Source organism: Citrobacter sp. Cu096 (genome assembly GCF_030332285.1).
GTDB classification, from domain to species: Bacteria; Pseudomonadota; Gammaproteobacteria; order Enterobacterales; family Enterobacteriaceae; genus Citrobacter; species Citrobacter meridianamericanus.
In genome coordinates this window covers 122,387-145,989 of the sequence record NZ_JAOWID010000029.1, presented here as the reverse complement: position 1 = coordinate 145,989, position 23,603 = coordinate 122,387, and the positions used below count along the sequence as shown (strand labels likewise).

17 protein-coding genes are annotated in these 23,603 nt (G+C 53.5%); 12 read left to right on the top strand and 5 right to left on the bottom strand.

What is annotated here, in order from left to right; translation table 11 throughout:
• Positions 1-63: 63 nt before the first annotated feature.
• The 4 genes from OGX99_RS13555 to mutH form a co-directional block, all read right to left on the bottom strand.
• Positions 64-1,104, bottom strand: coding sequence for an NADP(H)-dependent aldo-keto reductase (locus OGX99_RS13555; protein ID WP_151224285.1), 1,041 nt, complete (start codon positions 1,102-1,104; stop codon positions 64-66).
• 106 nt (positions 1,105-1,210) lie between these two features.
• Positions 1,211-1,429, bottom strand: a complete 219-nt coding sequence (gene ygdR, locus OGX99_RS13550) for a lipoprotein YgdR (RefSeq protein WP_000758660.1) — start codon at positions 1,427-1,429, stop codon at positions 1,211-1,213.
• Positions 1,430-1,573: 144 nt separating this feature from the next.
• The gene (locus OGX99_RS13545) at positions 1,574-2,287 is read right to left on the bottom strand and encodes a TerC family protein (protein ID WP_187253148.1); all 714 of its coding nucleotides are present in this window, start codon (positions 2,285-2,287) and stop codon (positions 1,574-1,576) included.
• 74 nt (positions 2,288-2,361) lie between these two features.
• Complete coding sequence (gene mutH / locus OGX99_RS13540) at positions 2,362-3,057, bottom strand: DNA mismatch repair endonuclease MutH (protein WP_210905331.1); 696 nt, start codon at positions 3,055-3,057, stop codon at positions 2,362-2,364.
• 684 nt (positions 3,058-3,741) lie between these two features.
• On the opposite strand from mutH, the gene rppH reads away from it, so the two are divergent.
• The 12 genes from rppH to recD all read left to right on the top strand — a co-directional run bounded on the left by rppH (position 3,742) and on the right by recD (position 22,121).
• Complete coding sequence (gene rppH, locus OGX99_RS13535; protein WP_003825602.1) at positions 3,742-4,272, top strand: RNA pyrophosphohydrolase; 531 nt, start codon at positions 3,742-3,744, stop codon at positions 4,270-4,272.
• A 12-nt stretch (positions 4,273-4,284) separates the two neighbouring features.
• Positions 4,285-6,531 (top strand): phosphoenolpyruvate--protein phosphotransferase, encoded by a 2,247-nt coding sequence (gene ptsP / locus OGX99_RS13530; RefSeq protein WP_151218287.1) that lies wholly within the window; start codon positions 4,285-4,287, stop codon positions 6,529-6,531.
• A gap of 189 nt (positions 6,532-6,720) precedes the next feature.
• Entirely contained in the window at positions 6,721-7,596 is an 876-nt protein-coding gene (gene lgt, locus OGX99_RS13525; RefSeq protein ID WP_100271949.1) for a prolipoprotein diacylglyceryl transferase, read from the top strand.
• A gap of 6 nt (positions 7,597-7,602) precedes the next feature.
• Positions 7,603-8,397, top strand: a complete 795-nt coding sequence (gene thyA / locus OGX99_RS13520) for a thymidylate synthase (protein WP_151218286.1) — start codon at positions 7,603-7,605, stop codon at positions 8,395-8,397.
• Between the two features lie 183 nt (positions 8,398-8,580).
• The gene (locus tag OGX99_RS13515; protein ID WP_151218285.1) at positions 8,581-9,051 is read left to right on the top strand and encodes a prepilin peptidase-dependent protein; all 471 of its coding nucleotides are present in this window, start codon (positions 8,581-8,583) and stop codon (positions 9,049-9,051) included.
• A complete protein-coding gene (locus OGX99_RS13510; protein ID WP_151218284.1) occupies positions 9,042-9,605 on the top strand; it encodes a prepilin peptidase-dependent protein in 564 nt (187 codons plus the stop codon). Before OGX99_RS13515 ends, OGX99_RS13510 begins: the two co-directional genes overlap by 10 nt.
• Positions 9,602-10,009: a DUF2509 family protein gene (locus OGX99_RS13505; protein WP_286543858.1), complete on the top strand. Its 408-nt coding sequence runs from the start codon at positions 9,602-9,604 to the stop codon at positions 10,007-10,009. Before OGX99_RS13510 ends, OGX99_RS13505 begins: the two co-directional genes overlap by 4 nt.
• Entirely contained in the window at positions 9,994-10,317 is a 324-nt protein-coding gene (locus tag OGX99_RS13500) for a prepilin-type N-terminal cleavage/methylation domain-containing protein (protein WP_151218282.1), read from the top strand. Before OGX99_RS13505 ends, OGX99_RS13500 begins: the two co-directional genes overlap by 16 nt.
• Positions 10,318-10,329: 12 nt before the next feature.
• Entirely contained in the window at positions 10,330-13,698 is a 3,369-nt protein-coding gene (recC, locus tag OGX99_RS13495; protein ID WP_286543855.1) for an exodeoxyribonuclease V subunit gamma, read from the top strand.
• Positions 13,699-13,877: 179 nt separating this feature from the next.
• On the top strand, positions 13,878-16,766 hold the full coding sequence (gene ptrA / locus OGX99_RS13490; RefSeq protein ID WP_187258942.1) for a pitrilysin: 2,889 nt from the start codon (positions 13,878-13,880) through the stop codon (positions 16,764-16,766).
• Positions 16,759-20,304, top strand: a complete 3,546-nt coding sequence (gene recB, locus OGX99_RS13485; RefSeq protein WP_151218279.1) for an exodeoxyribonuclease V subunit beta — start codon at positions 16,759-16,761, stop codon at positions 20,302-20,304. The genes ptrA and recB overlap by 8 nt, the downstream gene beginning before the upstream one ends.
• Positions 20,301-22,121 carry an exodeoxyribonuclease V subunit alpha gene (gene recD, locus OGX99_RS13480; RefSeq protein WP_286543851.1) on the top strand — a complete coding sequence of 607 codons (1,821 nt, stop codon included), beginning with the start codon at positions 20,301-20,303 and terminating at the stop codon, positions 22,119-22,121. Before recB ends, recD begins: the two co-directional genes overlap by 4 nt.
• Before the next feature lie 47 nt (positions 22,122-22,168).
• Here the strand turns inward: recD and argA are convergent, their stop codons facing one another.
• On the bottom strand, positions 22,169-23,500 hold the full coding sequence (gene argA / locus OGX99_RS13475) for an amino-acid N-acetyltransferase (protein ID WP_008785703.1): 1,332 nt from the start codon (positions 23,498-23,500) through the stop codon (positions 22,169-22,171).
• Positions 23,501-23,603: the final 103 nt, after the last annotated feature.

Below are 23,603 nucleotides of genomic sequence, written 5' to 3'. Positions count from 1 at the left end.
TATCGGCCTACAGCAAGAACGATATGGAGGCCGGATAAGCGCAGCGCCATCAGGTACACATCATCACGGTGCAGGATAGGTATACACCTGATGCACCGCTTCAATCTCTGCCAATACCTCTTCGCTCAACTCCAGATGTAGACTTTCAACGTTGGTTTTTAGCTGCTCCATCGTCGTGGCGCCCAGCAGGGTGCTGGCGACAAACGGCTGACGCCGCACGAATGCCAGCGCCATTTGCGCAGGATCCAGATTATGGCGTTTCGCGATATCGACGTAGGCAGCGACGGCTTTTTGCGTTTGCTCGCCGCTGTAGCGTGTGAAGCGGCTAAACAACGTATTGCGTGCGCCGGCAGGTTTCGCGCCGTTCAGGTATTTACCGGTTAACGTACCGAAGCCCAGACAAGAGTATGCCAGCAGTTCAACGCCTTCATACTGGCTCACTTCCGCCAGTCCAACCTCAAAGCTGCGGTTCAGCAGGCTGTAGGGGTTCTGGATGGTGACGATACGCGGCAGATCGTGTTTGTCCGCCAGGTGCAGATAGCGCATTACGCCAAACGCGGTTTCATTGGACACGCCGATGTAGCGAATTTTCCCGGCACGCTGAAACTCTGACAATGCATCCAGCGTGTCCAGCAGGGAAACGACCGGGGCGGAGTCCGTCCAACTGTAGCCTAACTTACCAAAGCAGTTGGTCGGGCGCTGTGGCCAGTGAACCTGATACAGATCCAGATAATCGGTTTGCAGCCTTTTCAGGCTGTCGTGCAGCGCTTCACGGATATTTTTACGATCCAGCGCCTGATTCGGGCGAATGCCGCTGTCGTTGTTACGTGATGGTCCACTGACCTTAGAAGCCACAATCAGCTTTTCACGGCTGCCATGTTTGGCAAGCCAGTTACCTACGTATGTTTCAGTAAGACCCTGGGTTTCAGGACGCGGCGGAACCGGATACATCTCGGCAACGTCGATCAAATTTATGCCTTGAGCGACGGCATAATCGAGCTGTGCATGGGCGTCGGCTTCGCTGTTTTGTTCACCAAACGTCATTGTGCCCAGCCCCAGTGTACTGACTTCCAGCGAGCTGTGGGGTATACGGTGATATTGCATAGCCGTTTCCTTTTTATAATCACGACATAAGGATTATAAAAATGGCTGAGGGAAGAGAAAAAGGGAAGTAAAATTGTTAAGGCCAGCGCGCTGCTGACCTCAACCATCAGCGTTCAATGATTTGAGACACATCATCGCGGTTAATCTGCATCGCATTGCCCTGCTGGTCGTGATAGCTCACCAGACCGGTATCATCGTCAATTTCTGGTTTTCCATCGGTCAGGATCATTCGACCATCTTTTGTCGCCATTACATAATCGCTGCTGCATCCGGAAACGGCAAAAGCCAGTCCTACGGCGGAAATCAAAACTGCCCATTTTTTCATCTGCTTATCCTCACATGGCCTGCGTCTTTCAATAGTTTAGTAATAACGCGAAGTTGTGCAGGGTGAAAGCAGTAAAATCTTAAACTGTGAGAAGAGGTAGGTGTGGTGGGCATTCGCTCCCCTTGCGGGGAGCGATGAATTTTATCAGAGCGGATTTTTTTTATTACGCCACAGGTTCAGGGTCTCTACCGCGATAGAGAAGAACATGGCGAAATAGATATATCCTTTCGGAACGTGGACGTCGAAACTTTCCAGAATTAGCGTAAAACCGACCAGAATCAGGAACGAGAGTGCCAGCATTTTCACCGAAGGGTGTCGATCGACAAACTCGCCAATCGGACGTGCAGCAAACATCATTACACCTACGGCAATCACCACCGCCGCCATCATAATAAACAGATGGTCAGACAGGCCAACCGCAGTAATTACGGAATCCAGGCTGAAGATAATGTCTAACAACATGATCTGCACAATTGCGCCCAGGAAAGAAGATACGCGGGTTTTCAGCCCCTCTTCCTCACCTTCAATGGATTCGTGGATCTCCTTACTGGCTTTCCAGATCAGGAACAATCCCCCCAGTAGAAGGATCAGGTCGCGTGCGGATATCTCCTCACCAAACACTTCGAATAACGGGTTTGTCAGCCGCGTTACCCAGGCGATAGAGGCCAGCAGTGCCAGACGCATGATCATCGCCGCTGCAAGCCCAATACGTCGGGCATGATTGCGTTGCGCTGTCGGGAGTTTAGCTACAACCAGAGAGAGGAAAATAATATTGTCGATCCCAAGAACGATCTCCAGCAGCGTCAGCGTACCGAGCGCAAGCCAGGCGTTAGGATCGGTTATCCATGCAAATAACATCGAACAAAGTCCTGCCAAAAAAAAGAAGCGGTAATTATAGGCCCGTAACGCAGCGGGTGAAAGGCCGGAGGAGGCTATTGCGCCTGGAATAAGAAATGTCGCTCAAGCAATGCGTGGGTGAAGTTCTTTTTCAAGTAAAAACCGCGGGGCAGGGTCAGGATGGGTTCGCCATGGGCGCCAATGGCCTCGGTAAGCGCCCGGGCGTTAGCGGCCTTAGGACGCAGTTGCAGTACTTCCCCATGGCGAGCGGTGATGCGTTCGACGTGGCCTAGCACAATCATGTCCATTAACTCTTCCCAGTCCAGACGCAATTGCTGGTCTTCCTCTTCGCTCGGGCTCCATAGCAGGGGAGAACCGACGCGGCGCTCAGCCAGCGGGATGCTGCGTTCGCCTTCTACCGGGATCCACAAGACGCGTTTAAGTTTGTGCCGCACATGGCTGGTTTCCCAGGTGACGCCGGTATTGCCGGTTAATGGCGCAACGCACACAAAGGTGGTTTCCAGCGGTCTGCCAAGATTGTCCACAGGGATTGTCTTCAACTCCACGCCCAGCGCTGCGAAGTCCTGTTCCGGTTTACTGCCCGCGCTGGCGCCGAGCCAGATTTCCAGTAGCACGCCAATCCAGCCTTTATCGCGCTTAAGATCCTTTGGCGTGACGAGCCCCGCCATCGCCGCCAACTCTCCCAACGTGTAGCCTGAAAGCTGCCGCGCCTGGCTCAGCAATTGGGCTTCAGATTCAGGTGGAGAAAGCAACGGATGCAGTTCTGACATCGGGATGACCCTTAGGTGAAAAAATGAGCAATGATTTTATACCGTGTGGATAGAGTTTATCTTTTTCCACATGCTTTATTCAATTCTATGATTTATATTGGTTTTTAAATTCACTTGCGCAGAGTTGCGCAACAGCGAAGCGGGTTTTCCAATTCTGGTCACTGACAATGAACAGGATCTTACACCATGTTATCCACAGAAAGATGGGATAACTGTGAAAAACCCCTACTACTGTTTCAATTTACAGCCTTGACGTGCGACGAAAATCGAATTTTCACACAAATTGTGCCTAACTTATTGGCATAATCTGTGGATAAAACCGACGCTGGTCGATCTTTCATCAGCCTGAAGATCGTGTGCGTGATGCATATCACATTTCCATGCGTTTATTTGCGCTGAATGGTTTTAACTTGATGAATATAGAAGACTATTTTTACTCTGTGACGAATGTCTTATTCGGACTGTTCTGGGTTTTCCCATAGTAATTCCGTACTTCTTCACAACTATATCCACAGAAAAGGTGAATAAAATCGCCTTCGTTGCCCTTCTTCTGTTTATAACTCTGCCCTTAACTGTGAGTTATTCAATTGTTATTAGAATATCGCACCCTTAACAGAGTGGTTTACCGCCCCTCAGGAGTGTGAAACAATCGTTTGTATATAAGGTTTATGTTGAGGTAGTCCGGTGATTGATGACGATGGCTACCGCCCGAATGTAGGGATAGTAATTTGTAACCGCCAGGGGCAGGTCATGTGGGCCCGGCGATTTGGTCAGCACTCCTGGCAATTCCCGCAAGGTGGGATAAACGCAGGAGAGACAGCAGAGCAGGCGATGTACCGGGAACTCTTTGAAGAAGTGGGGCTCAGCCGTAAAGATGTACGGATCCTTGCTTCTACTCGTAACTGGTTGCGTTACAAGTTACCGAAACGTTTGGTGCGTTGGGACACGAAGCCGGTTTGTATCGGCCAGAAACAAAAATGGTTTCTTCTGCAATTGGTCAGCAGCGATGCTGAAATTAATATGCAAACCAGCAGTACACCTGAGTTCGACGGCTGGCGCTGGGTGAGTTACTGGTATCCGGTTCGACAGGTGGTGTCATTTAAACGCGATGTCTATCGCAGGGTGATGAAAGAATTCGCAAGTGTTGTCATGGCGCTTCAGGAGAGCACTCCTAAGCCGCAAAGCGCACCTGCGTACAGACGTAAAAGAGGTTAAGCTACGCAAATTATGCTCACCCGCCTGCGCGAAATAGTCGAAAAGGTGGCCAGTGCTCCGCGTCTGAATGAAGCGCTGAATATTCTGGTTACTGACATCTGTCTTGCGATGGATACAGAGGTCTGTTCGGTTTATCTGGCTGACCACGATCGACGTTGTTATTACCTCATGGCGACCCGGGGACTAAAAAAACCGCGTGGTCGCACTGTCGCACTCGCGTTTGATGAAGGTATCGTTGGCCTGGTTGGCAGGCTGGCGGAACCTATCAACCTCGCTGATGCGCAAAAACATCCCAGCTTTAAATACATTCCTTCGGTAAAAGAAGAGCGTTTTCGGGCGTTCTTAGGTGTACCGATCATTCAGCGCCGCCAGCTTTTAGGCGTTTTGGTGGTACAGCAGCGCGAATTGCGCCAGTACGATGAAAGTGAAGAGTCTTTCCTCGTCACGCTCGCCACGCAAATGGCGGCTATTCTTTCGCAATCGCAGCTAAATGCGCTGTTCGGTCAATATCGGCAAACGCGCATTCGTGCATTGCCTGCCGCCCCCGGCGTGGCGATAGCCGAAGGCTGGCAGGACGCGACTCTGCCGCTGATGGAGCAGGTCTATCAGGCTTCAACGCTGGATCCGGTGCTTGAGCGCGAGCGACTCACCGGCGCGCTGGAGGAGGCGGCGAACGAATTCCGCCGCTACAGCAAACGCTTTACCGCCGGGGCGCAGAAAGAAACGGCGGCGATCTTTGATCTCTACTCGCACCTGCTTTCCGATACCCGTTTGCGCCGCGAGCTATTTGCGGAAGTGGATAATGGCTCGGTGGCCGAATGGGCCGTTAAAACGATCATCGAAAAGTTTGCCGAACAGTTCGCCGCGCTGAGCGATAACTATCTTAAAGAGCGCGCCGGTGATTTACGCGCGCTGGGCCAGCGTCTGCTGTTCCATCTTGACGATTCAGTCCAGGGACCGAATGCCTGGCCGGAACGCTTTGTGCTGGTGGCGGATGAGCTTTCCGCCACCACGCTGGCGGAACTTCCTCAGGACCGTTTAGTCGGCGTGGTTGTCCGGGATGGCGCAGCCAACTCTCATGCGGCAATTATGGTTCGCGCGCTGGGTATCCCTACCGTCATGGGGGCCGATATCCAGCCGTCGGTGTTGCATCGCCGTACGTTGGTGGTGGACGGTTATCGCGGTGAACTGCTGGTCGATCCGGAACCGGTATTGATCCAGGAATACCAGCGTCTTATCAGTGAAGAAGTTGAACTGAGCCGCCTGGCGGAAGACGACGTCAACCAACCTGCACAGTTAAAAAGCGGCGAGCGCGTGAAGGTGATGCTCAATGCGGGTCTCAGCCCGGAGCATGAAGAGAAGCTGGGTAGCCGGATCGACGGTATTGGCCTGTATCGCACCGAAATTCCGTTCATGCTGCAAAGCGGTTTTCCTTCAGAAGAAGAACAGGTTGCGCAGTATCAGGGCATGCTGCAAATGTTTAACGACAAGCCGGTGACCCTGCGTACGCTGGATGTCGGTGCCGACAAGCAACTGCCCTACATGCCGATCAGTGAAGAAAACCCGTGCCTCGGCTGGCGTGGGATCCGCATCACGCTCGATCAACCGGAGATCTTTTTGATCCAGGTTCGAGCGATGCTGCGTGCCAACGCGGCAACCGGCAACCTAAGCATTTTGTTGCCGATGGTAACCAGCATTGATGAAGTCGACGAAGCGCGACGTTTGATTGAACGCGCCGGACGCGAAGTGGAAGAGATGATCGGCTATGCGATCCCGAAACCGCGCATTGGCATCATGCTGGAAGTTCCGTCGATGGTGTTCATGCTGCCGCATCTGACAAACCGGATCGATTTTATCTCGGTCGGAACCAACGATCTCACCCAGTACATTCTGGCTGTCGATCGTAACAATACGCGGGTAGCCAGCATTTATGACAGTCTGCATCCGGGAATGTTACGCGCGCTGGCGATGATTGCACAGGAAGCCGAAAGAAGCGGCATTGATTTGCGCTTGTGCGGTGAAATGGCGGGCGACCCGATGTGCGTGGCCATTCTGATCGGCCTGGGTTTTCGCCATTTGTCGATGAACGGTCGTTCGGTGGCTCGCGTTAAATATCTGCTGCGCCACATCGATTTTGATGAGGCGCAAACGCTGGCGCAGCGCAGCCTGGAAGCGCAGATGGCGACAGAAGTACGCCATCAGGTGGCGGCCTTTATGGAGCGCCGTGGCATGGGGGGGCTGATTCGCGGAGGATTGTAAGCCTGATAAGCTTAGCGCTATCAGGCATTACGGGGGTAAAGATTACTTATACAGATCTTTTACATCTTCCCGGCATCCGCTGCGATCCCCTTGTGCTATCATTCGCACCTTTGGAGCGCCTGAATCATGCAGGCGCGCTTATCAATTGCTGTCTGACTTCAGCGAAATAACAAGAACTTGTGGTGACAGATGACCAGTAGCTATCTGCATTTTCCGGATTTCGATCCGGTCATTTTCTCAATCGGACCCGTCGCGCTTCACTGGTACGGCTTGATGTATCTGGTAGGCTTTATTTTTGCGATGTGGCTGGCGACGCGCCGCGCTAATCGTCCGGGCAGTGGCTGGACCAAAAATGAAGTAGAAAACTTATTGTATGCCGGCTTCCTCGGGGTTTTCCTCGGTGGGCGTATTGGCTATGTACTGTTCTATAACTTCTCGTTATTCCTTGATAATCCGCTGTATCTGTTCCGTGTCTGGGATGGTGGGATGTCCTTCCACGGTGGGCTTATCGGTGTGATCCTGGTGATGATTATCTTCGCCAAACGCACCAAGCGTTCGTTCTTCCAGGTTTCTGATTTCATTGCCCCACTGATTCCGTTTGGCCTGGGCGCAGGGCGTTTGGGCAACTTTATTAACGGTGAACTGTGGGGACGCGTTGACCCGAACTTCAAGTACGCCATGCTGTTCCCTGGCTCTCGCACCGAAGATATTTTACTGCTGCAAACTAATCCGCAATGGCAGTCTATTTTTGATACCTATGGCTCGTTGCCGCGCCACGCCTCACAGCTTTATGAGATGGCGCTGGAAGGGGTGGTGCTGTTTATCATTCTTAACCTGTACATTCGCAAACCGCGCCCAATGGGCTCGGTATCCGGTCTGTTCCTGATTGGCTATGGCGCATTTCGTATCATCGTTGAATTCTTCCGCCAGCCAGATGCGCAGTTTACCGGCACCTGGGTACAGTACATCAGCATGGGGCAGATTCTCTCAATCCCGATGATTGTCGCAGGCATTATTATGATGGTTTGGGCGTATCGCCGTAGCCCACAGCAACACGTTTCCTGAGGAACCATGAAACAGTATTTAGAACTGATGCAAAAAGTGCTGGATGAAGGCACACAGAAAAACGACCGCACCGGAACCGGAACGCTTTCCATTTTTGGTCATCAGATGCGTTTTAATCTGCAGGAAGGGTTCCCGCTGGTTACGACTAAACGCTGCCATTTACGCTCGATCATTCATGAGCTGTTGTGGTTTTTGCAGGGCGACACTAACGTGGCCTACCTGCATGAAAACAATGTCTCCATCTGGGACGAATGGGCGGATGAAAACGGTAATTTAGGTCCGGTTTATGGTAAACAGTGGCGCGCATGGCCTACACCCGACGGCCGCCATATTGACCAGATCACTACGGTGTTAAACCAGCTCAAAAATGACCCGGATTCTCGGCGTATCATCGTTTCCGCATGGAACGTTGGTGAGCTGGATAAGATGGCGCTGGCGCCGTGCCATGCTTTCTTCCAGTTCTATGTGGCGGATGGCAAGCTCTCTTGCCAGCTGTATCAGCGTTCGTGCGATGTGTTCCTCGGCCTGCCGTTTAACATTGCCAGCTACGCCTTGCTGGTGCACATGATGGCGCAGCAGTGCGATCTGGAAGTCGGTGATTTTGTCTGGACCGGCGGCGACACGCATCTGTACAGCAATCACATGGAACAAACGCATCTGCAGCTTAGCCGCGAACCGCGCGCGCTGCCGAAGCTGGTCATCAAACGTAAGCCTGAATCCATCTTTGACTACCGCTTCGAAGACTTCGAAATTGAAGGCTACGATCCGCACCCGGGTATTAAAGCGCCGGTGGCTATCTAACCAGCTTCATGCTGACACAACCGACGCCCGTGAGCGTCGGTTTTTTTTATCTAAAATCACGTTCTTCGGCGTAGATTCCTGAAATAGTGCAACGGCCTGCAACGCGACAAATATTTCCCGTAGCTCGCCGTAGAAACCGAATTTCCCGCTCGTTATTCATTTTCCTCACGCCATACTGGCGGCATGAAAAAACAACAAGGCTACACGCTTCTTGAAACCCTGATAGCGATGCTGATCATCGCGGCGCTTGGCGCATCGGGGCTGTATGGTTGGCAGGGCTGGCAGCAGCAACAGCGACTGTGGCAGACCGCCAGCCAGGTAAGAGATTACCTGCTGCAACTGCGTGACGATGCTAACTGGCGTAACCGAGATCATGTCATCAGCGTGGTTCGGGATGGCACATCCTGGTGTTTTGTCAGCTCTGCGGCTTTGCAAACCACGTGTCGACCTGTTTCGTCTTTGGTTTTTACGCCATTGTGGGACGATGTTGAAATGGCAGAGATAACCCCTTCACTGGCCTTTTTTGGCCTGCGCAATACGGCATGGACCGGACATATTCGCCTGAAAAATGCGGCAGGAGAATGGCGCGTGGTGGTGTCTGGCTGGGGGCGGATCAGGCTTTGTGAGCGCGATGAGGCCAGATTATGTCAGTAAGCGAACGAGGTTTTTCTCTGCTGGAAGTGCTAATCGCCATGGCGATTAGCAGCATTTTACTGCTTAGTTCAGTACGATTTTTACCGGCACTGCAGCAAGAGATTCTGCGCAACACACGCCTGTTAGCGCTGGAAGATGAAATATGGCAACGGGTCTACACCGTAGCGAAGCACCTTCAACGGGCAGGGTATTGCCGGGGAAACTGTGTCGGAGAGGGGTTGGTGATATCGGCGAAGGGCGACTGCGTTATTGCTCGCTGGGATGCCAACAGCAACGGCGTTTGGGAGAGCAGTCCCGCGAAAGAGGCCGATGTAATCGGATTTCGTTTACAGGACAAGGTGCTGGAGACCTTGCGAGGAGCAACTGGATGTAATGGAAAAGGGTGGGAGAAAATGACCGATCCAGCCACGATACAGATTGAAGCATTTCAGGTTGAACGGCTGAATCTCAGCGGATATTCACCACTCCTTACTCTGCGTTTGCGCGGAGTGAGCAACGGCGAACCACAAAAGGTTATCGAAGCAGTCTACAGCGTGACAGGATTTAACCTGTGAATCGTGAGCGAGGCGTTTCATCCCTGGGGATGGTCCTGTTGCTGCTGGTGCTCGGTAGCCTACTGCTGCATGGCGTTAACAGACAGGAGGCCAGTTTTGCTTCACGAGTGGCCACGCAAAGTCAGGCTTTGCAGCGCCAGGCGGTGCTGCAATCTGCTATGGAATGGGGACGTATGCAGCCCTGGAGCATACAACAAGCCGTGCAGTGTCGGCGCTATATCACGCAAGATGCCGTAGTTTGCCTGCGACTGCTGAGCATTAATTTCGTGCTGCTCATTGCCCATCATGAAGGGGGATCGCTATGGCGTCAGGGTATTGTCACCGAGGGCAACCTCGAATTTTTAGCGCATGGCTGGAGCGATTTTTGTCCACTAAAGGATCAAGCGTTATGCCAGATCCCCTGAACAGGCAGCGTGGCTTTAGCCTGCCGGAAGTGATGCTGGCAATGGCGCTGATGATTATGATTGTTACTGCGTTGTCGGGATACCAGCGAGCACTGATGAACAGCTTTATCATCAGAAATCAGTATCAACAACTCTGGCGTCACGCCTGGCAGCAAACCCAGTTGTATCAGTTTTCATCGCCTGTGAACTGGCAGGTTAACCGAATGCAGACAACGCGAGCGGGATGTGTCAGCATCAACGTTAAAATATCTTCACCCTTGGGCAGGCAGGGTCAGATGATGCGTCTGCATTGCCCGAATCGTCAGTAGTCAGGAGTCGCTATGTTAAGGGTCTACCACTCCAATCGTCTGGATGTGCTTGAAGCGTTAATGGAATTTATCGTTGAGCGCGAGCGGCTGGACGACCCCTTTGAACCTGAGATGATCCTGGTTCAAAGCACCGGCATGGCGCAGTGGCTGCAAATGACTCTTGCACAGAAGTTTAGTATTGCCGCCAACATCGATTTTCCGCTGCCCGCGAGTTTTATCTGGGATATGTTTGTGCGTGTGCTACCAGACATCCCGAAAGAGAGCGCGTTCAGCAAGCAGAGCATGAGCTGGAAGTTGATGACGCTGTTACCGCAATTGCTGGATGGCGATGACTTTGCATTGCTGCGCCACTATCTGACGGACGATACTGATAAACGTAAGCTGTTTCAGCTCTCCTCACGCGCGGCTGACCTTTTCGACCAGTATTTAGTTTACCGCCCTGACTGGTTGACCCAGTGGGAGGCGGGAAGACGGGTTGAAGGACTTGGCGAGTCTCAGGACTGGCAGGCGCCGTTGTGGAAAGCGCTGGTGGAATATACCGAGGAAATGGGCCAGCCGCGCTGGCATCGTGCCAATTTATACCAACGATTTATTCAGACTCTGGAAAGTGCGTCCGAGTGCCCCCAGGGGCTGCCTTCTCGCGTATTTATTTGCGGCATTTCGGCGTTGCCGCCGGTTTATTTGCAGGCACTGCAGGCGCTGGGTAAGCACATTGATATTCATCTGCTGTTTACCAACCCTTGTCGCTACTACTGGGGAGATATTAAAGATCCTGCCTGGCTGGCGAAGCTGGTGGCACGTCAGCGTCGACACAGTTTTGAAGAACGGCACCTGCCGCTGTTTCGTGATAGTGAGAAAGTCGAAGGATTATTCAATAGCGATGGTGAGCAGGACGTGGGCAACCCGATGCTGGCTTCGTGGGGCAAACTGGGGCGCGACTACATATACCTGCTTGCAGAACTGGAAAATAGTCAGGAACTGGATGCGTTTGTCGACATTACTCCTGACAATCTTTTGCATAATATTCAATCGGATATTCTGGAACTCGAAAACTATGCTGTGGCGGGCGTTACGCTGGAGGAATATTCCCGTAGCGACAATAAACGAAGGCTGGATCTGAACGATACCAGCGTGACTTTTCATGTCTGCCATAGCCCACAGCGTGAGGTGGAAGTTCTTCATGACCGCCTGCTGGCAATGCTGGAAGCGGATCCAACGCTGACGCCGCGCGATATTATCGTGATGGTGGCGGATATCGACAGCTACAGTCCATTCATTCAATCGGTCTTTGGTAGTGCGCCAGCCGAGCGTTACCTGCCATATGCGATTTCTGACCGTCGGGCGCGTCAGTCTCATCCCGTCTTGCAGGCCTTTATCAGTCTGCTGTCGCTGCCGGATAGCCGTTTTGTCTCTGAGGATGTACTGGCGTTACTGGATGTTCCCGTGCTGGCGGCACGTTTCAATATTGATGAAGAAGGGCTGCGCTATCTTCGCTTATGGGTCAATGAATCCGGGATTCGCTGGGGAATTGACGACGATAACGTGCGTGAACTGGAACTTCCGCCTACAGGTCAGCATACCTGGCAATTTGGTTTAACGCGTATGCTGCTCGGCTACGCGATGGAAAGTGCGCAGGGCGAGTGGCAATCGGTATTACCTTACGATGAGTCCAGCGGTTTGATTGCTGAGCTGGTCGGGCATCTGGCCTCTTTGCTGATGCAGCTAAATCTCTGGCGCAGAGGGTTAGCTCAGGAACGACCTCTGGAAGAGTGGCTGCCCGTATGCCGGGACATGCTTAATGATTTCTTCCTGCCGGACGCGGATACCGAAGCGGCGATGACGCTGATTGAACAGCAGTGGCAGGCCATCATCACTGAAGGTTTGGGAGCCGAGTATGGCGAGGCCATACCGCTCTCTCTGTTACGTGATGAGCTGGCGCAGCGTCTTGACCAGGAGCGCATCAGCCAGCGTTTCCTTGCGGGGCCAGTAAATATTTGTACGCTGATGCCGATGCGCTCTATCCCTTTCAAAGTGGTGTGCCTGTTGGGCATGAACGATGGCGTTTATCCGCGCCAGCTTGCGCCGCTGGGTTTTGATTTGATGAGTCAAAAACCGATGCGGGGCGATCGCAGCCGTCGTGATGATGACCGCTATCTGTTCCTTGAAGCATTGATCTCAGCGCAGCAAACGCTCTATATCAGCTACATTGGTCGCTCCATTCAGGACAACAGCGAACGCTTCCCGTCGGTACTGGTGCAGGAGTTGCTGGACTACATCGGGCAAAGCCACTATTTACCGGGTGATGAAGCGCTCACTTGTGATGAAAGCGAAGCCAGGGTCAAAGCGCACATTACTCGTTTGCATACCCGGATGCCCTTCGACGCGCAAAACTATCTCCCGGGGGAACAGCAAAGCTATGCCCGGGAATGGCTACCTGCGGCGAGCCTGTCAGGAAAAGCGCACACGGATTTTGTTCAGCCTCTTCCCTTTGAGATGCCTGAAACACTGACGCTGGAAACGCTGCAGCGATTTTGGGCTCATCCGGTGCGGGCCTTTTTCCAGATGCGTCTGAGGGTCAACTTCCGCTCTGAGGAGAGTGAGATCCCGGACACGGAACCTTTCACCCTTGAGGGATTAACCCGCTATCAGCTTAATCAGCAATTGCTTAATACACTGGTTGAAGAGAACGACGCTGAACGACTGTTTCGCCGTTTTCGTGCGGCGGGCGTGCTTCCCTATGGGCCATTTGGCGAAATTCTGTGGGATACGCAGCGTCAGGAGATGCAGACGCTGGCTGAACGCATTATCGCCTGTCGTCAGCCTTGTCAGAGCATGGAAATCGATCTTACCTGTAACGGCGTGCAAATCACCGGTTGGTTGCCGCAGGTACAAGAGGACGGTTTGTTGCGCTGGCGCCCATCTTTGATCAGCATTGCGCAGGGCGTGCAACTTTGGCTGGAACATCTTGTCTATTGTGCGAGTGGCGGTATGGGAGAGAGCCGATTATTCCTGCGTAAAGACGGGGAATGGCGTTTTCCACCACTGGAAGCAGAACAGGCGCTGCTGTACCTGTCGCAACTCATTGAGGGTTATCGGGAAGGCATGTCATCACCGTTGCTGGTATTGCCGGAAAGCGGAGGCGCATGGATAAAAACCTGTTATGACGCCGCAAATGATGCCATGTTAGATGACGATGAAACGTTGCAAAAGGCGCGCAGTAAGTTTCTGCAGGCCTATGAAGGCAACATGATGGTACGTGGCGAAGGCGATGACATCTGGTATCAGCGTCTTTGGCGTCAACTGGATGCAGGTACGCTGGAGACTATTGTCTTACAGTCGCAGCACTACCTGTTACCGATTTTTCGGTTTAATCAATCATGATGGTTGTATAAAAATTGCGCAATTTAATGGCTTCCACTATGATGCGCATTCTGTCACGGACTGATTCTTACAAAGAGAAGATGCTGACTTGCTCAGCGCAGAGTCTTGCCCTGTTCAGATCACGTATTTATACGTGTTTTGCAGTGAACAGGTGAATACGTTAATGATGAGGTTTGTGAATGCCCCGCAGCACCTGGTTCAGCGCATTACTGTTGTTCGTCGCCCTTTGGGTTCCCGTAAGTCAGGCAGATACCGGTTGGCAGCCTTTAGCTGAAACCATCCGTAAAAGCGATAAAGACACCCGTCAGTATCAGGCCGTACGCCTTGATAACGGTATGGTCGTATTGCTGGTATCCGATCCGCAGGCCGTGAAATCCCTTTCTGCGCTGGTGGTCCCCGTGGGCTCACTGGAAGATCCGGACGATCATCAGGGGCTGGCGCATTATCTCGAACACATGTGTTTAATGGGGTCGAAAAAATATCCACAGCCGGACAGTCTGTCTGAATTCCTGAAAATGCACGGCGGCAGCCATAATGCCAGCACCGCGCCTTATCGTACGGCTTTCTATCTTGAGGTTGAAAACGACGCGCTGGTGGGGGCGGTAGATCGCCTGGCGGACGCTATTGCCGATCCGTTACTGGATAAAAAATATGCCGATCGCGAGCGTAACGCGGTTAACTCCGAGCTGACGCTGGCGCGTACCCGAGACGGGATGCGTATGGCGCAGGTGAGTGCTGAAACCATTAACCCGGCGCACCCTGGCTCGCGTTTCTCTGGCGGAAATCTTGAGACATTAAGCGATAAACCGGGCAACCCGGTGGTGCAGGCTTTACAAAAATTTCATGAAAAGTACTACTCCGCGAACCTGATGAAGGCGGTGATTTATAGCAATAAACCATTGCCAGAGCTGGCGCGGATAGCGGCTGACACCTTTGGACGCGTGCCGAACAGAAATATCGACAAGCCTGAAATTACCGTACCGGTAGTCACTGACGCGCAAAAGGGCGTCATCATCCACTATGTTCCGGCAATGCCGCGTAAAGTGCTGCGTGTCGAGTTTCGTATTGATAACAATAGCGCGCAATTCCGCAGTAAAACCGATGAGCTGGTGACCTACCTGATTGGCAATCGTAGCCCGGGCACATTGTCTGACTGGTTGCAAAAGCAGGGGCTGGTAGAAGGTATTCGTGCGGACTCCGATCCGGTAGTCAATGGGAATAGCGGCGTGTTAGCCATTTCCGCGACGTTAACCGACAAAGGTCTTGCGAACCGCGATGAGGTTGTTGCTGCAATCTTTAGCTATCTCAATCTGTTACGCGAGAAAGGCGTAGACAAACGCTATTTTGACGAACTGGCGCACGTGCTGGATCTCGATTTCCGTTATCCTTCCATCACGCGTGATATGGACTACGTGGAATGGCTGGCAGACACCATGATCCGCGTTCCCGTCGAGCATACTCTGGATGCGGTGAATATTGCCGATCAATACGATGCGAAGGCCGTTGAGCAACGTCTGGCAATGATGACGCCGCAGAATGCGCGTATCTGGTATATCAGCGCGAAAGAGCCGCATAATAAAACGGCTTACTTTGTCGATGCGCCTTATCAGGTAGATAAAATCAGCGACAAAACCTTTGCCGACTGGCAGCAAAAAGCGCAAGGCATTGCGTTGTCATTACCGGAGTTGAACCCCTACATTCCTGATGATTTCACGCTGATTAAGGCGGATAAAAAATACGCTCACCCGGAACTGATCGTTGATGAGCCGGATTTACGCGTGGTGTATGCGCCGAGCCAGTATTTTGCCAGTGAGCCGAAAGCCGATGTCAGCGTGATCCTGCGTAACCCGAAAGCGATGGACAGCGCCCGCAATCAGGTATTATTCGCACTTAACGATTACCTGGCGGGCGTTGCGCTCGATCAGTTAAGCAACCAGGCATCAGTGGGGGGGATTGGTTTCTCTACCAACGCTAATAATGGTTTGATGCTAAATGCTAACGGCTATACCCAACGTTTGCCGCAGCTTTTTCAGGCGCTGCTGAGTGGCTATTTCAGCTACAGTTCAACAGATGAACAACTGGAACAGGCAAAATCCTGGTATGCCCAGATGATGGATTCCGCAGAGAAGGGGAAAGCCTACGATCAGGCTATTATGCCGGTACAGATGCTTTCTCAGGTGCCGTACTTCTCACGCGATGAGCGCCGTAAGCTGCTGCCTTCCATCACCCTGAAAGAGGTAATGGCCTATCGCGATGCCTTGAAAACCGGGGCGCGGCCTGAATTCCTGGTCATTGGCAATATGAGCGAAGCTCAGGCGACGACCATGGCGCGGGATATCCAAAAACAGCTTGGCGCTAACGGGTCACAGTGGTGTCGCAATAAAGATGTGGTTGTAGACAAGAAGCAGTCCGTCATCTTTGAAAAAGCGGGCAGCAGCACGGATTCCGCGCTGGCGGCGGTATTTGTGCCAACTGGCTACGACGAATACACCAGTTCAGCCTATAGCGCCATGTTAGGGCAGATTGTTCAACCGTGGTTCTACAATCAACTGCGTACTGAAGAGCAATTAGGCTACGCTGTATTTGCTTTCCCGATGAGCGTTGGACGTCAGTGGGGAATGGGGTTCCTGTTGCAAAGCAGCGATAAGCAACCATCTTACCTTTGGGAGCGTTATAAAGCGTTTTTCCCGACGGCGGAAGCGAAATTGCGGGCGATGAAACCTGAAGAGTTCGCGCAAATTCAGCAGGCGATTATTGCGCAAATGCTGCAGGCGCCGCAAACGCTGGGGGAAGAAGCCTCGCAGTTAAGCAAAGATTTTGATCGCGGCAATATGCGCTTCGATTCACGTGATAAAATAGTGGCTCAGATTAAACTGCTGACGCCGCAAAAACTTGCCGACTTCTTCCATCAGGCGGTGGTTGAGCCGCAAGGCATGGCGATACTGTCACAGATTTCCGGCAGTCAGAACGGGAAAGCAGAATATGTGCACCCGGAAGGCTGGAAAGTGTGGCAGACCGTCAGCGCGTTGCAGCAAACCTTACCCCTGATGAGTGATAAGAATGAATGATGCCGCTGAGTCCCTTGATCCTCTCCGCTTGCCCCTGACGGGCGAGCGCCTGATTGAAGCCTCTGCGGGCACCGGTAAAACCTTTACCATCGCCGCCCTGTATTTACGTTTGCTGCTTGGACTGGGCGGCTCTGCCGCCTTTCCCCGTCCGCTGACCGTCGAAGAACTGTTAGTGGTCACCTTCACCGAGGCGGCTACTGAAGAGTTGCGCGGTCGTATCCGTAGCAACATCCATGAACTGCGCATTGCCTGCCTGCGTGAAACCACTGACAACCCGCTATACGCCCGTCTGTTAGATGAAATCGCCGATAAAAAACAGGCAGCCCAGTGGCTGCTATTGGCTGAAAGGCAGATGGATGAAGCGGCGGTGTTTACCATTCATGGTTTTTGCCAGCGTATGCTCAGCCTCAACGCCTTTGAATCAGGCATGCTGTTTGAACAACAGCTGATCGAAGATGAATCACTACTGCGTTATCAGGCCTGCGCGGATTTCTGGCGTCGACACTGCTATCCGCTGCCCCGCGATATTGCGCAGGTGATTTTTGAAACGTGGAAAGGGCCGCAGGCGCTGTTAAGGGATATCGATCGCTATCTGCAAGGGGAAGCGCCGGTTATTAAGGCTCCGCCGCCCGATGATGAAACGCTGGCAACCCGGCACGAACACATTCTCGCGCGTATTAATCAAATTAAGCAGCAATGGCGCGATGCCGTTGATGAGCTTGATGGCCTGCTGGAGGCCTCCGGGATTGACCGGCGTAAATTTAATCGCGGTAACCAGGGCAAGTGGATCGAAAAGATCAGCGCATGGGCGCAGGAAGAAACACAAAGCTATCAACTGCCTGATGCGCTGGAGAAATTCTCCCAGCGCTTTTTAGAAGAGCGAACCAAAGCGGGCGGCGTAACGCCTCAGCACCCGCTGTTTGTCGCAATTGATGAACTGCTTAGCGAACCGTTAACTCTCCGCGATTTGGTGATCACCCGGGCGCTGGCGGAGATCCGTTTGGCGGTTGCCGAGGAGAAACGCCGCCGAGGCGAGCTGGGTTTTGACGATATGCTCAGCCGTCTGGATGCGGCGCTGCGCAGTGAAAGTGGTGATGCGCTGGCAACGGCGATTCGTACCCGTTTTCCGGTCGCGATGATCGATGAATTCCAGGATACCGACCCGCAGCAGTACCGTATTTTTCGCCGGATCTGGCAACATCAGCCGGATACCGCGCTGCTGCTGATTGGCGATCCGAAACAGGCCATTTACGCGTTTCGTGGTGCGGATATCTTTACCTACATGAAGGCGCGTAGCGAAGTCAGCGCACACTATACGCTTGATACTAACTGGCGTTCGGCTCCTGGCATGGTCAATAGCGTGAATACGATTTTCAGCCAGATGAATGACGCCTTTATGTTCCGCGAAATCCCCTTCAGCCCGGTCAAATTCGCAGAAAAAAACCAGTCGCTTCAGTTTGTTATACACGGTGAAACGCAGCCAGCCATGAGTATGTGGCTGATGGAAGGGGAAAGCTGTGGCGTAGGCGACTATCAGAACTATATGGCGCAGGTGTGCGCCACGCACATTCGCGACTGGCTTAAGGCCGGGCATTCTGGGGCTGCGCAACTGGTCAGCAGTAAAGCGTCCAGGCCGGTACGCGCCTCGGACATCAGCGTACTGGTTCGTAGCCGCCAGGAGGCGGCGCTGGTCCGTGATGCGCTGACGCAACTGGCCATTCCCTCTGTTTATCTCTCCAACCGTGACAGCGTGTTTGAAACGCTCGAAGCGCAGGAACTGCTGTGGGTACTGCAGGCGGTGATGACGCCGGAGCGTGAGAACACGCTGCGTAGCGCGCTGGCGAGCTCAATGATGGGCCTGAATGCGCAGGATCTTGAAGCGTTAAATAACGACGAAAATGCCTGGGATGCGGTGGTTGAAGAGTTTGATGGCTATCGTCAGATCTGGCATAAACGCGGCGTGATGCCGATGCTGCGCGCGCTGATGTCGGCCCGCCAGATTGCGGAAAACTTGCTGGCGACGGCGGGGGGCGAACGTCGCCTGACTGACATTTTACACATCAGTGAACTGTTACAGGAAGCCGGCTCGCAACTCGAAAGCGAGCATGCGCTGGTGCGCTGGCTATCTCAGCATATTCTTGAACCCGACAGCAATGCCTCCAGTCAGCAGCTCAGGCTCGAAAGCGACAAGCATTTGGTCAAAATCGTCACTATCCACAAATCGAAAGGGTTGGAATATCCGCTGGTCTGGCTGCCGTTTATCACCAATTTCCGCGTCCAGGATCAGGCTTTCTATCACGATCGCAGCTCCTTTGAAGCGGTGCTGGATCTCAGCGATGCCGCGGAGAGCGTTGAGCTGGCCGAAGCGGAACGTCTGGCGGAGGATCTGCGCTTACTCTATGTCGCACTGACCCGTTCGGTATGGCACTGCAGTCTTGGCGTTGCGCCGTTGGTGCGCCGTCGGGGCGATAAAAAAGGGGATACCGATGTGCATCAGAGCGCGCTTGGCCGCCTGTTGCAAAAAGGCGAACCGATGGATGCCGCGGGTCTGCGTGGCGCGATTGAAGCGCTGTGCTGCGATGATATTGCCTGCCAGACGCCAGCACAGCCTGACGGTGAACCCTGGCAGGTTGCGCAGAACGTCAGCGGTGAACTGAGTGCGAAAATACTGCAGCATACGCCCGGCGACAGCTGGCGCGTGACCAGTTATTCCGGTCTGCAACAGCGTGGACATGGTATTGCGCAGGATCTGATCCCGCGACTGGATATCGATGCCGCAGGCGTCGGTGAGGTTATTGAAGAATCAGGACTCACGCCGCATCAGTTCCCGCGTGGCGCTTCGCCGGGTACATTCTTGCATAGCTTGTTTGAAGATCTCGACTTTACCCAACCAGTAGAGCCAGATTGGGTCGAAGAAAAATTGGCGTTGGGCGGTTATGACGCACACTGGACGCCGGTTTTGACCGCATGGTTGGACGCTATTTTGCAGGTGCCTCTCAATGAGAACGGCGTGAGCCTGAGTCAGCTTTCCGCGCGTGAAAAACAGGTGGAGATGGAGTTTTATCTGCCGATTTCGCAGCCCCTGATGGCCAGCCAACTTGATGCGTTGATCCGCCAATACGATCCGCTCTCGGCAGGGTGCCCTGCGCTTGATTTTATGCAGGTGCGCGGCATGCTAAAAGGGTTCATTGACCTGGTATTCCGCCATCAGGGACGTTATTACCTGCTCGATTACAAATCGAACTGGCTGGGCGAAGACAGCTCAGCCTATACACAGCAGGCGATGGCCTCTGCCATGCAGGCGCATCGCTACGACCTGCAGTATCAACTTTATACCCTCGCGCTGCATCGCTACTTGCGCCATCGCATTGCTGATTACGATTATGAACGCCATTTTGGCGGCGTTATCTATCTCTTCCTGCGTGGTGTTGACCGTGAAAATCCGCAGCAGGGAATTTTCGCGACCCGACCAGAGGGGGAGTTGATCGCCTTGATGGACGAGTTGTTTGCCGGTGTGCCGCTGGAGGAGATGTCATGACAATCCAGAAACGATTACTGGAAGCCGTTGAGCAAAAGCAGCTCCGGCCTCTGGATGCCCAGTTTGCACTGGCGGTTGCCGGAAATGATAACCCTGCCGTTGCACTGGCAGCGGCGTTGCTCAGCCGTGAAGCTGGAGAAGGGCACGTCTGCTTACCGCTTTCGCGTCTATCCCGAAGCGAGGACGCGCATCCGCTGTTAAGCGCTTGGCTCGCTGAAGCGGGAGAGCCTGAAGACTGGGCTGAATGCCTGCTGGCCTCCGGGGCGGTAAGCCGTGGCGATCAGCCGACGCCGCTGGTGCTGTACGGCGATCGTTTGTATCTGAACCGGATGTGGCATAACGAACGCGCGGTGGCGCGCTTTTTCGGTGAAGTTAACCACGCCATTGAGGTGGATGAACAACGGCTGACTCACACGCTGGCGGCGCTGTTTCCACCCGTTGAAGGCGTTGACTGGCAAAAAGTGGCTGCTGCCGTAGCGCTGACCCGCCGTATATCGGTTATCTCCGGCGGACCGGGGACCGGAAAAACAACAACGGTGGCGAGGCTTCTGGCGGCGTTGATTCAGATGGCGGACGGTGAACGCTGTCGTATTCGTCTGGCGGCACCCACGGGAAAAGCAGCAGCACGTCTGACCGCCTCGCTGGGCGCGGCGTTGCGTGAACTGCCGCTGACCGATGAGCAAAAGAAGCGCATTCCCGATGACGCCAGTACGTTGCACCGCTTATTGGGGGCTCAGCCTGGTAGCCAACGCCTGCGGCATCATGCAGGAAACCCGTTGCATCTGGACGTGCTGGTAGTGGATGAAGCCTCGATGATCGATTTGCCGATGATGTCGCGCCTTATTGATGCGCTGCCGCCACATGGGCGGGTGATATTTCTAGGCGATCGCGACCAGCTCGCTTCTGTTGAAGCGGGGGCAGTACTGGGAGATATCTGTGCTTTCGTCGGTGATGGTTTTACCCCGGAGCGTGCCCGCCAGCTTAGTCGTCTGACTGAAACCACTATTCCGGCCGGTTCGGGAACTCAGGCGGCTGCTCTGCGTGACAGTTTGTGCCTGCTGCAAAAGAGCTACCGTTTCGGTAGCGATTCCGGAATCGGTCAGTTGGCTGCAGCGATTAATCGTGGTGACAAAGCCGCGATAAAAACGGTCTTCCAGCAGGGATTTAGCGACATCGAAAAACGCTCTCTGCACAGCAGCGAAGATTACTCTGCGATGCTGGAGGAAGCGCTGGCGGGTTATGGTCACTATCTGGATTTATTGCGCGAGCGCGCCGAGCCGGATGCTGTCATTCAGGCCTTCAATGAGTATCAGCTATTGTGCGCCCTGCGGGAAGGTCCGTTTGGCGTGAGTGGTTTGAATGAACGCATTGAGCAGGTGATGGCGCAAAAACGCAAAATTCACCGTGCGACGCATAGCCGCTGGTATGAGGGAAGGCCAGTGATGATCGCGCGCAATGACAGTTCGTTGGGATTATTTAACGGTGATATTGGCATTGCCCTCGATCGTGGGCAGGGTCTGAGGGTATGGTTTGCGCTGCCGGACGGTTCTATCAAATCGGTTCAGCCCAGTCGCTTGCCTGAACATGAAACCACCTGGGCAATGACCGTACATAAATCGCAGGGATCTGAGTTTGACCACGCGGCGTTGATTTTGCCCAACCAGCATTCACCTGTGGTGACTCGCGAGCTGGTCTATACCGCCGTTACCCGCGCGCGTCGTCGTTTGTCGCTGTATGCCGATGAGCGGATATTGAGTGGTGCCATTGCCATCCGCACTGAACGACGCAGCGGATTGTCGGCGCTGTTTAATCAATAACATTTGCTGGCCGGATAAGGCAGTTATGCCGTATCCGGCAACGATCACTACCCTAAATCCGCCATCAGCACTTTTGACCGCCGTTGATAGTTGTACATCTCTTTTTTACTTTCCGGCAGCAGGTCGATATCCACCGGCGTGAAGCCTCGCTCCTGGAACCAGTGAATGCTGCGTGTGGTCAGCACGAACAGCTTGCTCAGCCCCATTTGCCGGGCCTGCGCCGCGATCCGCTCCAGCAACACTTCCCCGCGGGACGAACTACGGTAGTCGGGATGCACAGCCACGCATGCCATTTCACCAATCCGCTCTTCCGGGAAAGGGTACAGAGCGGCGCAGGCGATAGTCAGGTTATCGCGCTGAATAATGGTGAATTTGTCGATCTCCATTTCCAGTTGTTCGCGCGAGCGGCGGACCAGAATACCTTGCTGTTCCAGCGGGCGGATAAGCTCCAGAATCCCGCCGATATCGTTAATGGTAGCGCGACGGATCTGCTCGGCGCTTTCCATTACAATCTGCGTCCCGATGCCGTCGCGGGAGAACAGTTCCTGCAGCAAGGCGCCATCTTCCTGATAGCTGATCAGATGGCAGCGGCGTACGCCACTGCGACAGGCTTTCACTGCTCCGCGCAGGAAACGCACCGTACCGGAGCTGTAATCGCCTTTCTCTTCCTGCAACTCAACGCGAGCCTGAGCTTCGTTAGGAAACAACTCGGAAATAATATCGCCATCATCGTTGGTGACACCCTGAGACGAGCAAAAACCGATCATTTTCTCTGCCTTCAGTTTGATAGCCAGCTGCGTGGCGACCTCTTCTGACGTCAGATTAAAGCTCTCACCAGTGACGGAAACGGCGACCGGGCCCATCAGCACAATCGCGCCGCTGTCCAGCTGGCGGTGAATAGCATCTTCATCAATACGACGAATACGCCCGCTATGGCAGTAATCTACGCCGTCATCAACGCCCAGCGGCTGGGAGATAATAAAATTACCACTGACCACATTGATATGCGCCCCCTGCAACGGCGTATTATTCAGGCTCATCGACAGGCGGGCGGTGATATCAAGCTGAAGTAGCCCCGCAGCCTGTTTGACCAGCTCCAGGGTTTTCGCATCGGTGACGCGCGTGTTTTTGTGGTACACCGGCTCATGATGATGCGCCGCAAGATTGGCATCAATCTGCGGGCGTGCGCCATAGACCACGACCAGGCGGATGCCGAGGCTATGAAGAAGACCAATGTCATTTACGATACTGGAAAAGTTTTCATGCTCGATGGCTTCACCGCCCAGCATAATGACAAACGTTTTTCCCCGATGGGTATTGATATAGGGAACAGAATGGCGGAATCCCTGTACCAGTTCGGTTCTACGCTCCTTCACCACGGCACACCCTCATTGCATGATTATTCGTAATTTGTGTATTTTTATTCTGTTTTGGTCCTGTGCGCAAGCGTAATTTTTACTCATGCTGAAGATTTTTATCAGT

Coding starts and splice junctions, on each gene's coding strand:
- OGX99_RS13555 (WP_151224285.1), bottom strand. CDS start 1,104: ATGCAATATCACCGTATACCCCACAGCTCGCTGGAAGTCAGTACACTG.
- ygdR (WP_000758660.1), bottom strand. CDS start 1,429: ATGAAAAAATGGGCAGTTTTGATTTCCGCCGTAGGACTGGCTTTTGCC.
- OGX99_RS13545 (WP_187253148.1), bottom strand. CDS start 2,287: ATGTTATTTGCATGGATAACCGATCCTAACGCCTGGCTTGCGCTCGGT.
- mutH (WP_210905331.1), bottom strand. CDS start 3,057: ATGTCAGAACTGCATCCGTTGCTTTCTCCACCTGAATCTGAAGCCCAA.
- ptsP (WP_151218287.1), top strand. CDS start 4,285: ATGCTCACCCGCCTGCGCGAAATAGTCGAAAAGGTGGCCAGTGCTCCG.
- lgt (WP_100271949.1), top strand. CDS start 6,721: ATGACCAGTAGCTATCTGCATTTTCCGGATTTCGATCCGGTCATTTTC.
- thyA (WP_151218286.1), top strand. CDS start 7,603: ATGAAACAGTATTTAGAACTGATGCAAAAAGTGCTGGATGAAGGCACA.
- OGX99_RS13515 (WP_151218285.1), top strand. CDS start 8,581: ATGAAAAAACAACAAGGCTACACGCTTCTTGAAACCCTGATAGCGATG.
- OGX99_RS13510 (WP_151218284.1), top strand. CDS start 9,042: ATGTCAGTAAGCGAACGAGGTTTTTCTCTGCTGGAAGTGCTAATCGCC.
- OGX99_RS13500 (WP_151218282.1), top strand. CDS start 9,994: ATGCCAGATCCCCTGAACAGGCAGCGTGGCTTTAGCCTGCCGGAAGTG.
- recC (WP_286543855.1), top strand. CDS start 10,330: ATGTTAAGGGTCTACCACTCCAATCGTCTGGATGTGCTTGAAGCGTTA.
- ptrA (WP_187258942.1), top strand. CDS start 13,878: ATGCCCCGCAGCACCTGGTTCAGCGCATTACTGTTGTTCGTCGCCCTT.
- recB (WP_151218279.1), top strand. CDS start 16,759: ATGAATGATGCCGCTGAGTCCCTTGATCCTCTCCGCTTGCCCCTGACG.
- recD (WP_286543851.1), top strand. CDS start 20,301: ATGACAATCCAGAAACGATTACTGGAAGCCGTTGAGCAAAAGCAGCTC.